At 64.8% G+C, this 12190-nt stretch carries 12 protein-coding genes; 3 read left to right on the top strand and 9 right to left on the bottom strand.

Features of this window, described 5'->3' with window-relative positions:
• The first annotated feature begins 75 nt into the window (after positions 1-75).
• The 3 genes from AB4120_RS06465 (at position 76) to AB4120_RS06455 (ending at position 4017) form a co-directional block, all read left to right on the top strand.
• Positions 76-834, top strand: a complete 759-nt coding sequence (locus AB4120_RS06465) for an SDR family oxidoreductase (protein WP_149136336.1) — start codon at positions 76-78, stop codon at positions 832-834.
• A gap of 54 nt (positions 835-888) precedes the next feature.
• Positions 889-2421 carry a lysine--tRNA ligase gene (lysS, locus tag AB4120_RS06460; protein WP_144196082.1) on the top strand — a complete coding sequence of 511 codons (1533 nt, stop codon included), beginning with the start codon at positions 889-891 and terminating at the stop codon, positions 2419-2421.
• An 891-nt stretch (positions 2422-3312) separates the two neighbouring features.
• Positions 3313-4017 carry a glycine zipper 2TM domain-containing protein gene (locus AB4120_RS06455; protein WP_441642035.1) on the top strand — a complete coding sequence of 235 codons (705 nt, stop codon included), beginning with the start codon at positions 3313-3315 and terminating at the stop codon, positions 4015-4017.
• 101 nt (positions 4018-4118) lie between these two features.
• Here the strand turns inward: AB4120_RS06455 and iscX are convergent, their stop codons facing one another.
• The 9 genes from iscX to AB4120_RS06410 form a co-directional block, all read right to left on the bottom strand.
• The gene (gene iscX / locus AB4120_RS06450) at positions 4119-4313 is read right to left on the bottom strand and encodes a Fe-S cluster assembly protein IscX (RefSeq protein ID WP_144196088.1); all 195 of its coding nucleotides are present in this window, start codon (positions 4311-4313) and stop codon (positions 4119-4121) included.
• A gap of 1 nt (position 4314) precedes the next feature.
• Positions 4315-4653, bottom strand: coding sequence for an ISC system 2Fe-2S type ferredoxin (fdx, locus tag AB4120_RS06445; RefSeq protein ID WP_144196090.1), 339 nt, complete (start codon positions 4651-4653; stop codon positions 4315-4317).
• A 37-nt stretch (positions 4654-4690) separates the two neighbouring features.
• Positions 4691-6556, bottom strand: a complete 1866-nt coding sequence (gene hscA / locus AB4120_RS06440) for a Fe-S protein assembly chaperone HscA (protein WP_441642034.1) — start codon at positions 6554-6556, stop codon at positions 4691-4693.
• Between the two features lie 79 nt (positions 6557-6635).
• Positions 6636-7154, bottom strand: coding sequence for a Fe-S protein assembly co-chaperone HscB (gene hscB, locus AB4120_RS06435; protein ID WP_149136338.1), 519 nt, complete (start codon positions 7152-7154; stop codon positions 6636-6638).
• Positions 7155-7240: 86 nt separating this feature from the next.
• On the bottom strand, positions 7241-7561 hold the full coding sequence (iscA, locus tag AB4120_RS06430) for an iron-sulfur cluster assembly protein IscA (protein ID WP_144196096.1): 321 nt from the start codon (positions 7559-7561) through the stop codon (positions 7241-7243).
• 78 nt (positions 7562-7639) lie between these two features.
• Entirely contained in the window at positions 7640-8044 is a 405-nt protein-coding gene (iscU, locus tag AB4120_RS06425; protein ID WP_144196098.1) for a Fe-S cluster assembly scaffold IscU, read from the bottom strand.
• A gap of 54 nt (positions 8045-8098) precedes the next feature.
• Positions 8099-9322, bottom strand: coding sequence for an IscS subfamily cysteine desulfurase (locus AB4120_RS06420; RefSeq protein ID WP_280527770.1), 1224 nt, complete (start codon positions 9320-9322; stop codon positions 8099-8101).
• 69 nt (positions 9323-9391) lie between these two features.
• Positions 9392-9943 carry a Fe-S cluster assembly transcriptional regulator IscR gene (iscR, locus tag AB4120_RS06415; RefSeq protein WP_149136339.1) on the bottom strand — a complete coding sequence of 184 codons (552 nt, stop codon included), beginning with the start codon at positions 9941-9943 and terminating at the stop codon, positions 9392-9394.
• A gap of 109 nt (positions 9944-10052) precedes the next feature.
• The gene (locus AB4120_RS06410; RefSeq protein ID WP_441642033.1) at positions 10053-12143 is read right to left on the bottom strand and encodes a site-specific recombinase; all 2091 of its coding nucleotides are present in this window, start codon (positions 12141-12143) and stop codon (positions 10053-10055) included.
• Positions 12144-12190: the final 47 nt, after the last annotated feature.

The following is a 12190-nucleotide window of genomic DNA, read 5'->3' as shown; positions in this document are numbered from 1 at the left end:
GGTTCCCGCCGGCCAACTTCGACGCATTCCGCTTCACCTTCGAACCACCAAGACCACCAAGACATCCGGGGCACCATGAGCGCAGGTATCCATCTCTATATCGTCACGGGCGCATCGCGCGGCCTGGGCGCGGCACTGACCCGCGCGTTGCTGAAACCGGGCAACCGGGTGATCTGCGTGGCGCGCAGCCGCAGCCCCGAACTGGAGGCGGATATCGCCGCCAGCGGCGTGCCGGTGGCCTGGCACCTGCAGGACCTGTCCCAGCCCAACGCGGCCGCTGGCTGGCTGGGCAGCGTGCTGGATGCCGTGGACGAGACCCCGGCCAGCGTGACGCTGATCCTCAACGCCGGCGTTGTAGAGCCGATTGGCCCGATCACGGCGCTGCACGAGACCACGCTCATCCCCCATCTGCTGACCAACCTGGCAACGCCGATGACCATGACCGGCGCGTTCATCGAGCACACCACCCGCTTCGACTGCGCGCGCAAGGTGCTGGCGATCTCGTCGGGCGCCGCGCGTAACCCGGTGCCGGGCTGGAGCGCCTATTGCGCCGGCAAGGCCGCGCTCGACATGTTCATCCGCTCGGTCAACGCCGAGTACGCGAGCGTGCCGGAGCCGAGCGCAGTGCGCGCCGTGGCGCTGGCGCCGGGCGTGGTCGATACCGACATGCAGGAAACCATCCGGGGCGCGGACTTCGCCGCCGTGCAGCGCTTCCGCGACCTCAAGGCCAACGACCAGCTCGCCTCGCCCGAAGACACGGCGCGGCGCATTGTGGCCTACCTGGATCGTCCCGACTTCGGCAAGACCGAACTCGACGACATCCGCAATTACTGAACCGAACTGAACCGAACCGCGCCGGCCCCTGCCCGCGCGATCCACCGACACATCATGACCGAACCGACCCGCGCCCCAGCCGCCGATATACCTGCCGCCGACGAGAACAAGATCATCGCGGAGCGGCGCGAGAAACTGCAGGCCCTGCGTCAGCAAGGCGTGGCCTTCCCCAACGACTTCCGCCCGACGCACCAGGCCGCCGCGCTGCACGCCGAGCATGGCGAGACCGACCAGGCCACGCTGGAAGCGCAGCCCGTGGAAGTGGCCATCGCCGGCCGCATGATGCTCAAGCGCGTGATGGGCAAGGCCAGCTTTGCCACCGTGCAGGACGGCAGCGGCCAGATCCAGTTCTATGTCACGCGTGACAAGGTGGGCGAGGAGGTCTATGCCGCGTTCAAGCACTGGGACCTCGGCGATATCATCAGCGCGCGCGGCGAGCTGTTCCGCACCAACAAGGGTGAGCTGTCGGTGCAGGTGCGCGAGCTGCGCCTGCTGTCGAAATCGCTGCGCCCGCTGCCGGACAAGTTCCACGGCCTGGCCGACCAGGAAACCAAGTACCGCCAGCGCTATGTGGACCTGATCGTCTCGCCCGAGACGCGTGCCACGTTCCGGGCTCGTACTAACGCCATTTCCTCGCTGCGCCGCCATATGGCCGACGCCGGCTTCATGGAAGTGGAAACGCCGATGCTGCACCCGATTCCGGGCGGCGCGGCGGCCAAGCCTTTCATCACGCACCACAACGCGCTGGACATGCAGATGTTCATGCGCATCGCACCCGAGCTGTACCTGAAGCGCCTGGTCGTCGGTGGCTTCGAGCGCGTGTTCGAAATCAATCGTAATTTCCGTAATGAAGGGGTGAGCCCGCGCCACAACCCCGAGTTCACGATGATGGAGTTCTACGCGGCCTACACGGACTACCGCTGGCTGATGGACTTCACCGAGAACCTGATCCGCCAGGCGGCCATCGATGCACGCGGCAGCGCCACGGTCACCTACCAGGGCCGCGAGCTGGATCTGGCCAAGCCGTTCCATCGCCTGACGATCTGCCAGGCGATCCAGAAGTTCGCGCCCGAGTACACCGACGCGCAACTGGCCGATGCCGACTTCCTGCGCACCGAACTGAAGAAATTCGGCGTGAATACGAGCGCGCCGCAGTTCCTGAACGCCGGCCTCGGCACCCTGCAACTGGTGCTGTTCGAGGAAACGGCCGAGAGCCAGCTGTGGGAGCCGACCTTCATCGTCGACTATCCGGTCGAGGTATCGCCGCTGGCGCGCGCCTCGGACACCGTGCCGGGCATCACCGAGCGTTTCGAGCTGTTCATCACGGGCCGCGAAATCGCCAACGGCTTCTCGGAATTGAACGATGCCGAAGATCAGGCCGACCGCTTCCGCAAACAGGTGGAGCAGAAGGATGCCGGCGACGAGGAAGCGATGTACTTCGACGCCGACTACATCCGCGCCCTTGAATACGGCATGCCCCCGACGGGCGGCTGCGGCATCGGCATCGACCGTCTGGTGATGCTGCTGACCGACAGCCCGAACATCCGCGACGTCATCCTGTTCCCGCACCTGCGCCGCGAGGATTGAACAGCAGGTACCCACCCAGACAACCCACCGCATGCGTGGCGGGTTGCAGACCACTGACAAACCCCACATTTTTCCAGGTGTGGGGTTTTTCTTTTTGGCGACGCCGAAACGCGACGTCTCTGTGCCCCAGAGTTTAAAGAATCAGCGATTGTTTCCGCGTGCTCGCTCCTGCTAGGTTCATGGCCGCCCCCAGCCGGGAGGGGCGACCTGACCAGGAGAGAGGATGCTGTTTATGACCGAAGCGAGGACCGCAAGAGGGTAGGGGCAAGATCTCTTCCTCTCTTGAGATCGGCCGCATTCGTTTTGCTGTGCATGACAGCCTCGCTTTGCTCAGCCAGAGACGTCAGAAAAGTGGTGATTGAAGAAGTCGGCCAATCGCTACCGGATGGAGATCCGCGGACCGCCGAGCTATGTAAGAAGTTCCGGCCAACGGTCACGCAGGTCAAAAACTTCTTTTCCAAGATCTACCCTGTCCAGGCGCGCATGTGCTCCACGACTACTATTCTCCGTGTTATGCCACGGGCACTGTCGTGTTCGAAGACAACAGTTCCGGGGCGTGGAGCCTATATTCCGGCGGAACGGCAGCATTGGTATGGACGCACGGGGGCGATAAAGTGTACGTCTACTATGGAAAGAACAAATGGTACGACCCTTTCGCGTGTACTTACGGGCTTGAAGATGAGGGGAAGTGCTAGAGAAAAGAGCGCCAGCTTCCACGAGCCGGAATTGTTACAGCAGAGCCTGTAGGACGAGACCCGATAGCGTCATAAGTCGCTGATTTCAATGACAATTCTGCGCTACGAATGCTTACAAAATCGAACGGCAATCGGGGCGCGATTCGGCCACACTTGGGGTATCGACCGGCAAGTCCGGTCACCCGGAGAACAACAAATGCAGCACCCCACTCCCGCTACCGCCCATTCGTCGAATTCGCCCACCCCGCCGCTGCCGCCTCAGCGCCGACTGCACCCGCTGGTCGGCGCGGCGGCAGTTGCCGTGGCAGTGGCCAGCCTGACCGCCGTGGCGGCCGTGACCGGCGTATTGCCGCTCACCAACGCGAACCAGGGGCCTGCCGACTATCCGGCCCCGGTTGCCACCCAATCCATCACGCCCCCGCCGGGCTCGACCACGCGCCCGCCGGCTTCTTATGACGCCCAGGCCCAACAGGCCCAACAAGCACAGCAAGCCCAACCGGCCCAGCCGGCGCGTAACGATCCGCCCGCGCAGCCAGCGCAGGCAGAGGAACGTCCCGCCGCCCGGCCCAGCCATACGGCTGGCCGCGTGACGGCCGTGAGCGTGGTGGAATCGGAAAAGCCCACCAGCGGCGTGGGTGCGGTGGGCGGTGCCGTGGTGGGCGGGCTGCTCGGCAACCAGATCGGCAGCGGCAATGGCCGGATTCTCGGCACCGTGGCCGGTGCGGCGGCTGGCGGTTACGCCGGCAACGTGGTCGAGAAACACGTGAACAAGGACAAGGCCTACCGCGTCAGCGTGCAAATGGACGACGGCACGCGCCGTACCTTCACCTACAAGAACCCGCCGGGGGTCGATGTGGGCCAGCGCGTCCACATGGAGCGTGGCGTGCTGGTAACCGGGTAAGGGAGGTAAGCGCTTCCCGGAGAAAGCGAAACGGCCGCGCTGGTGGATGCCAGCGCGGCCGTTTTGCATCGAGTTTTCATCGATCTACGAGAGGTGCAGCCTTACGCCGCTTCCTCGATCCATGCAGCCTGGATCGCCTCGAGAATCTTCTCACCCGAGCGCTCGGGCAGGTCGTCAAAGCCGTCCAACTCCAGTACCCACTGGCGCAGTTGCGTGAAGCGCACCGTCAGCGGGTCCACCTCGGGGTACTTGTCGTAGAGCGCCGCGGCGATGTCGAAGGTGTCAGTCCATTTCATCTCAGTGGCCTTCCTTGGCGTGGTTGATCGTGTATTTTGGAATTTCTACGGTCAGATCCGCGTCCGCCACCAGCGCCTGGCAAGACAGGCGCGAGTTCGGCTCCAGGCCCCAGGCCTTGTCGAGCAGGTCTTCTTCCTTTTCCTCGGCCTCTTCCAGCGAATTGAAGCCCTCGCGCACCACCACGTGGCACGTGGTGCACGCGCAAGACTTCTCGCAGGCGTGCTCGATGTTGATGCCCTGGCTCAGCAGCGCGTCGCAGATGCTGGTGCCCTGGGGGGCCTCGAACACGGCCCCTTCGGGGCACAGTTCCACGTGAGGCAATACGATGATTTGTGCCATGTCTATCCTGGTATGACTTGTCTCAATCCGGCGCGGCTCAGCCGAGCTCCTGCACCTTGCGCCCCGCCAGTGCGCTCTTGATCGAGCGGTCCATGCGGCGTGCGGCAAATTCGTCCGTGCCGTGGGACAACTGCTCCACGGCGGTCTTGATCGCGTGGTGGTCTTCGCCTGTTGCAATCTGTCGCACACTGGCCATCAGCGCTTCCACGGTGGCGCGTTCCTCGGCGGTCAGCAGGTCACCGTCCACCTCGAGCGCGCGGGTGGTGGCTTCCACCAGCCGCTCGGCTTCCACGCGTTCCTCAGCCAGCGCGCGGCTCTTCATGTCTTGCTCGGCCTCGCGGAAGCTGTCCTGCAACATGCGCGCGATATCGTCGTCAGCCAGCCCGTAGGACGGTTTGACCGAGACCGACGCCTCCACGCCCGAGTGCATCTCGCGCGCGGCCACCGACAGCAGGCCGTCGGCATCCACCTGATAGGTCACACGAATGCGCGCGGCGCCGGCCACCATCGGCGGAATGCCGCGCAGCTCGAAGCGTGCCAGCGACCGGCAATCGCTCGCCAGTTCACGCTCGCCCTGGAGCACGTGGATCGCCATCGCGGTCTGGCCGTCCTTGAACGTGGTGAATTCCTGGGCGCGCGCCACGGGAATCGTGCTGTTGCGCGGGATGATCTTCTCGACCAAGCCGCCCATCGTCTCCACGCCCAGCGAGAGCGGGATCACGTCGAGCAGCAGCCAGTCCTCGCCGGGCGCGTGGTTGCCGGCCAGCAGGTTGGCCTGCATGGCGGCGCCGAGCGCCACGACCTTGTCCGGATCGAGGTTGGTCAGCGGCGTCTGGCCGAAGTACTCACCCACGGCCTTGCGGATCGACGGCATGCGCGTGGCGCCGCCCACCAGCACCACGCCCTTCACATCCTGCGTCTCCACACCGGCATCGCGCAGCGCCTTACGCGCCGGCGCCAGCGTCTTCTGGACCAAGTGCTTCGTAATATCGTTAAATTCCGAGGCGGTCAGCGGCAGGTGGACGATCTCTCCACTGGCCAGCACCGCGTCAATCACCGTGCTGTCGCTCTCGGACAAGGCTTCCTTGGCAGCGCGGGCGCGCACCATCAGCAGCCGGGTGTCCTCAGCGGACAGCGGCTGCAGGCCAGCCTGTTCCACGATCCAGCACAGCAGGCGCTGGTCGAAGTCGTCGCCGCCAAGCGCGGAGTCGCCGCCGGTAGACATCACCTCGAACACGCCCTTGGTCAGCTTCAGCACGGAGATGTCGAAGGTGCCGCCGCCGAGATCGTAAACCGCGTAGATCCCCTCGGCCGCGTTATCGAGGCCGTAGGCGATGGCCGCCGCAGTCGGCTCGTTGAGCAGGCGCAGCACCTCCAGACCGGCCAGTTGGGCTGCGTCCTTGGTGGCCTGGCGCTGGGCGTCATCGAAATAGGCCGGTACCGTGATCACGGCGCCGACGAGATCGTCGCCGAGTGAATCCTCGGCGCGCTGGCGCAGCGTGGCCAGGATCTCGGCAGACACCTCCACCGGGCTCTTCACTCCGGCGGCCGTCTTGATCTGCACCATGCCAGGCGCATCGACAAAGTCGTACGGACTGTGCTCGATATTGGCCACGTCACGCAGGCCACGGCCCATGAAACGCTTGACGGAGACGATGGTGTTCTTGGGGTCGCGTACGGCTTCGTCCTGTGCCCGATAGCCGATATGGGCCGTACGGTCCGGCAGGTAACGCACAACGGAAGGCAGCAGCGGACGGCCGCGCTCGTCGGACAACACTTCGGGAATGCTGTTACGCACGGCAGCCACCAGCGAGTTGGTGGTGCCAAGGTCGATACCGACTGCCAGGCGCCGCTGGTGCGGGGCCGGCGACATGCCGGGTTCGGAAATCTGGAGCAGTGCCATGATGATTCTTCGCGTGTTCTTGTGGGGGCGATGTCCGGGCTTCGCCGGGGAGGACCGTGCCGGGAGACTGGCGATTCGCCTAGTTTTCCAGCCGGTCGATCGCCTCGCTGGCGTCGTGTTCGATCTTCTCGATAAACATCAGTTGCCGCGCCGCGGCGCCGGCCGCCTCATTGCTGCCGGCATCGAGCAGCGCGCCCAGCGCCTCCAGGCGCTCGCGCCGTTCCTGGCGCAGGTCGCGCAGCAGGCCGTCGAGCCGGTCCGTTGCGCGGTCTTCCACCGCTTCCTGCAGTGCCTCACGCCATTCCATCTGCTGCATCAGGAAGGCCGGGGCCATGGCGGTATTGTTCTCCGCCTGGATGTCCACGCCGCGCAGCGTGAGCAGGTAAATAGCGCGCTTCAACGGCTGGCGCAGCGTACGGTAGGCTTCGTTGGCGTGCGCGGCCCATTGCATCGCCACGCGCCGCTCGGCGTCGCCGGCGTTGGCAAAGCGGTCCGGATGGGCCTGAGACTGCACGGTGCGGTAGGCTTCATCGAGTGCGGCTTGATCCACATCGAAGCGTGCCGGCAAACCGAACAGCGAGAAAAAATCGTCTTTCAAAACCTTCCCCAACAAAAAGGAGCGGCCACGCCGCCCCCCTTTCGCACTTCATTGCACTTCAGCGCACGTCAGCTTGTCGCCGGAAATCAGACCCGGAACGACTCGCCGCAGCCGCACTCGTCCTTGACGTTCGGGTTGTTGAAGCGGAAACCCTCGTTCAACCCTTCGCGCGCGAAGTCCAGTTCGGTGCCGTCGATGTACGGCAGACTCTTCGGATCGACGATCACCTTGAGGCCCTGCGTCTCGAAGACCTGGTCCTCGGGTAGCACTTCGTCTACGTATTCGAGCTTGTAGGCCAGGCCGGAGCAGCCGGTGGTCTTCACGCCCACGCGCAGTCCCACGCCCTTGCCGCGGCGTTCCAGGTAGCGGGCGACGTGCTTCGCCGCCTTTTCGGTCATTGTGATCATCGTTGCCTTGCTGTCAGACACCACGTCCGGCACAGGCGCCGGGCGTGGCAGTTTCCAACGAAAAAGCCAGTCCGCCGATCAGGCGGCCTGCTGCGCGGCGGGGACGCCGTGCTTCTTCTTGTAGTCCTCGACCGCCGCCTTGATGGCGTCTTCGGCCAGGATCGAGCAGTGGATCTTTACCGGCGGCAGCGCCAGTTCCTCGGCGATCTGCGTGTTCTTGATCTCGAGGGCCTGGTCGACGGTCTTGCCCTTGACCCATTCGGTCACCAGCGACGACGACGCGATGGCCGAGCCGCAGCCGTAGGTCTTGAACTTGGCGTCTTCGATCACACCCGCCTCGTTCACCTTGATCTGCAGCTTCATCACGTCGCCGCAGGCCGGGGCGCCGACCATGCCGGTGCCCACCGCGTCGTCGTTCTTGTCGAACGAACCGACGTTGCGCGGATTTTCATAGTGGTCGAGAACCTTGTTGCTGTAAGACATTTTGGCTACCTCTGACGAATCTTGAATGGGGTCGTTATTGTGTTGGCGCGCTGCTTAGTGGGCGGCCCACTGGATCGAGTTCAGGTCGACACCGTCCTTGAACATTTCCCACAGCGGCGACAGGTCGCGCAGCTTGCCGATCTTGTTCTTCAGCAGCTCGATCGTGTAGTCGATCTCTTCCTCGGTAGTGAAGCGGCCCACCGTGAAGCGGATGGAGCTGTGCGCCAGTTCGTCGTTGCGGCCCAGGGCGCGCAGCACGTACGACGGTTCCAGCGAGGCCGACGTGCAGGCCGAGCCCGACGACACGGCCACGTCCTTGATCGCCATGATCAGGGACTCGCCTTCCACGAAGTTGAAGCTGACGTTCAGGTTGTGCGGCACGCGGTGTTCCAGCGAGCCGTTCAGGTACACCTCTTCCATGCCCGACAGGCCGCGCCACAGGCGGTCGCGCAGCATGCGGATGCGTTCGTTCTCGGTGGCCATTTCCTCGCGGGCCAGGCGGAATGCTTCGCCCATGCCGACGATCTGGTGCGTGGCCAGCGTGCCCGAACGCATGCCGCGCTCGTGTCCGCCACCGTGCATTTGCGCCTCAATCCGCACACGCGGCTTGCGACGTACATACAGCGCGCCCACGCCCTTCGGGCCGTAGGTCTTGTGCGCCGAAAACGACATCAGGTCGCACTTCAGCGTGTTCAGGTCGATGGTGACTTTGCCGGTGGCCTGGGCCGCATCGCAATGAAAGATGATGCCCTTGGCACGGCAGATCTCGCCGATCTGCGCCACGTCCTGGATCACGCCGATCTCGTTGTTCACCAGCATCACCGAGACCAGGATCGTGTCCGGGCGAATCGCCTGCTGGAACACTTCCATGTCGATCAGGCCGTCATCCTTGACGTCGAGGTAGGTCACCTCGAAGCCCTGGCGCTCGAGCTCGCGGGTGGTGTCCAGCACCGCCTTGTGCTCGGTCTTCACCGTAATCAGATGCTTGCCCTTGCCCGAATAGAAGTTCGCGGCACCCTTGATGGCCAGGTTGTTCGACTCGGTTGCGCCCGACGTCCACACAATCTCGCGCGGATCGGCGCCCACCAGCGCGGCCACCTGCTCACGCGCCTCTTCCACCGCGCGCTCGGCTTCCCAGCCATAGGCGTGGCTACGCGAGGCCGGATTGCCGAACTGCTCGCGCAGGTACGGAATCATCTTGTCGGCTACGCGCGGGTCCACCGGCGTCGTCGCCGAATAATCCATGTAGATGGGGAAATGTGGGGTGCTCATCGTTATGACTGCCTTATAGGGACCGCTAATCGCTTACTGTCTACTGATAGTTTAAACCAACTATCTGAAATCTGCTCAGGACTGCGCGAGGCTGAACACCGAGTTCACCACGCGCGGGCGCGCCGGCTTGTCCTGCTTCTCGGCCTTGCTGCGCGTCACCGGCACGGGCTGCGCGGCGTCTTCGCGCATGTCGTGCAGCACCGCCGGCTGGCGGGCGCGCTGCTGGTCCACGAGGTTCTTCAGGGAGACGGAGTCGAGGTACTCGACCATCTTCTGGTTCAGCGTGGCCCACAGCTCGTGGGTCATGCAGCGCCCGGATCCGTCATCTCCGTTACAATTACCCTTCCCGCCGCACTGCGTGGCGTCCAGCGGCTCGTCCACGGCGATGATGATGTCCGCCACGGTGACGTCCTCGGCCTTGCGGGCGAGGCTGTAGCCGCCGCCCGGACCGCGCACGCTTTCCACGATCTCGTGCCGGCGCAGCTTGCCAAACAGCTGCTCCAGGTAGGACAGGGAGATTTTCTGGCGCTGGCTGATGCCGGCGAGCGTGACGGGCCCCTGATCCTGGCGCATGGCCAAGTCGATCATGGCGGTTACCGCAAAACGGCCTTTGGTGGTCAGTCTCATGATGCTCGGGGAAAGGGAAATACTTGATCGTTTCGCTCAAGTATAAATTTATCCGACCAAATCAGTCAAGTACCCCTGCTGCATTGCACGGTATCCGGCGCGGCGCTTCTCAGGCGGCATCGCCGGGCGCATGTGACGCCACCGGCACCGCCCGCGGCGGAATCAGCAGGGACATCGGGTGACGCACGATGCGCCGGCGCACCGCTGCGCTGAGTTCGCGCCGATCCACGCGCGGCAGGTTGCGTGACCGCATCGCCATATTGAAGGCCAGCGCAAAGCTGACCGACACGTTCAACACGCCCATCAACGCGATACCTGCCACAGCCAGCCAGAGTGACGGCATGCGCAGGGCATCCATGCCGAGCACGCCGATGGCCGTGCCCACGGAACCAGTGGAAAGCGTCACATGACGCACTTCCATATGTGGACCGAAAAAGCTGAGGATTTCCGGCCCGAGCCCGAGCAGGAAGCCCAGCGACACATTGCCCGCGATGCCGGACAGGTTGCGTTTCCAGAAATCCGCCAGCTTCATCGCCCCGCCCTGCCCCAGCACGTAGCGCAGCCGGCGGTTGTAGGCCATCACGTCGTGCACGCGGTGCAGTGCGAACCAGTTGTCCGCCCAGCCGGCGATCAGGCTCGACAGCCACAGCAGCACGCCGGTGAACGCGGCATAGAGCGGCGTGGGGCCGAGAATCGAGAACGATTCGATCGTGGCGATGGCCTTGGCCGGCGTGATCAGGTTGGCGCCAAGCAGCTTGCTGGCCAGCCACTGCACCAGCAGCGCCACCGGGAACACCACGGCCAGGTTGCCGAAGATCGCCGCCGCGTTCGAGCGGATCATCGCGATGGTGTCGTCGACGAATGCCTCGCGCCCCTCGGGCCGCCCCGCGCCATCGAGCCGGTGGGCCAGCGCCGGGCCGGTCATCGCCGGCTGCTTGGTAGCCAGCGTGAAATGCGCGAAATGGATCGCGAGGAAGCTGCCGGCGTAGTTCAGCGAGGCCAGCAGACCCTCCACGAACTTGTCCAGGTGCAGGCCGTAGATCAGGAACTTCAGGTAGACCGTTACCACCGTAACCAGCCCGCCGCCGGCCGCCGCCCGCAGCAGCTCACCGTACTCCTTGCGGTCCCGCGTGATGTAGTGCTCGCCGGTCTCGGCGGAGCGCTCCACCACCTTGCGCGCCAGCTGCGCGAACGATGAGCCGGCCAGGTGGGCGATGCTGCGCCGCGCCTGCGTAGAGCGGATCAGTTCGGCCATCAGGTGCGCGTGGCGGCTGTGGCGGCCCGGGTCCACCCAGGCGTTGAGCAGCAGGTCGATCCGCGCCAGGCGGACCTTCATGCGTTCGATCTGGAACACCACCTCGACGGAGACGCCGTTCTCCTCGAGATCGTCATAGACGTGCTGCGCGGCGGCCAGACAGCCATCGAGCAACGCGCGGAAATAGTTGAGCCGATGCCCGAACACCTCGTTGTCATGCGCCAGCCCCTCCTCGCACAGCGCCGCGATGGCCGCGTCGAGTCGAAAAAATGGCGTGTCCTGCGCGCGCCCGGGCAGGCGTGAGCGGATCGACTGGCTCAGGCCGGTGGCACGCACCTGGCTGGCGAGCACCTGGATGCTTGCGGCCAGCGTGTCCTCAAGCGTGATGCGATCGTCTTCGGCACCAGCCTGCAGCGCTGACGCGATGCGCTCGATCAAATCGTCGTCGAGTCCATCGACCCAATCGGCATCGCTCTCGTCGGCAAAGACCAGCGCGAACAGGCCGGCCATGTCGTTGCGATTGGGCGGCGGGGGCAGGAAGCGCGCCTGGAGCCGATCGACCATCTCGCCCCAGAAGCCTGGGTGGGAGGCCACGCCGGTATCGCAGAACAGCGAGGTGGGATCGTTGTCGCGGACGATCGAGCGGATGGTGCGCGCGAAGCGGTCCGCCCAGTCGGGGTGCCGCGCCAGCACCTGGAGCAGGTAGCGCAGCCGTACGTGGGCGGGATAGCTGCGCGCCGGGGCGTTGGCCTGATCGGGGCCAGTATCAGGATCGACGGCCAGGCGGCCGTCGCGCCGGAGCCAGTAGCCCAGCTCGACGAGCCAGGCGTTGCGGTCCGCGAGCAAGGCGTCGGGGTTGGCCGAGGCCAGGATGGCGTCGAGCTGCAAGCTCGCATTACGTGACTCGCGCCACTTGCGCCATTTGCGGAACAGGGAAAAAACCATGGATCTCTCTGGAGGGCCGGCAAGGTTGCCGGCCTGGGGCTGCGGGG

It is taken from the genome of Cupriavidus sp. 2KB_3, assembly GCF_052115685.1.
Lineage (GTDB): Bacteria > Pseudomonadota > Gammaproteobacteria > Burkholderiales > Burkholderiaceae > Cupriavidus > Cupriavidus campinensis.
This window is presented reverse-complemented; position numbering and strand designations above follow the sequence as displayed.

Excerpts from the sequence above, each read along its gene's own strand:
- iscR (WP_149136339.1), bottom strand. The coding sequence starts at position 9,943 with ATGAGACTGACCACCAAAGGCCGTTTTGCGGTAACCGCCATGATCGAC.
- iscU (WP_144196098.1), bottom strand. The coding sequence starts at position 8,044 with ATGTCTTACAGCAACAAGGTTCTCGACCACTATGAAAATCCGCGCAAC.
- hscA (WP_441642034.1), bottom strand. The coding sequence starts at position 6,556 with ATGGCACTGCTCCAGATTTCCGAACCCGGCATGTCGCCGGCCCCGCAC.
- iscX (WP_144196088.1), bottom strand. The coding sequence starts at position 4,313 with ATGAAATGGACTGACACCTTCGACATCGCCGCGGCGCTCTACGACAAG.
- AB4120_RS06455 (WP_441642035.1), top strand. The coding sequence starts at position 3,313 with ATGCAGCACCCCACTCCCGCTACCGCCCATTCGTCGAATTCGCCCACC.
- AB4120_RS06465 (WP_149136336.1), top strand. The coding sequence starts at position 76 with ATGAGCGCAGGTATCCATCTCTATATCGTCACGGGCGCATCGCGCGGC.
- fdx (WP_144196090.1), bottom strand. The coding sequence starts at position 4,653 with ATGGCACAAATCATCGTATTGCCTCACGTGGAACTGTGCCCCGAAGGG.
- lysS (WP_144196082.1), top strand. The coding sequence starts at position 889 with ATGACCGAACCGACCCGCGCCCCAGCCGCCGATATACCTGCCGCCGAC.
- AB4120_RS06410 (WP_441642033.1), bottom strand. The coding sequence starts at position 12,143 with ATGGTTTTTTCCCTGTTCCGCAAATGGCGCAAGTGGCGCGAGTCACGT.
- iscA (WP_144196096.1), bottom strand. The coding sequence starts at position 7,561 with ATGATCACAATGACCGAAAAGGCGGCGAAGCACGTCGCCCGCTACCTG.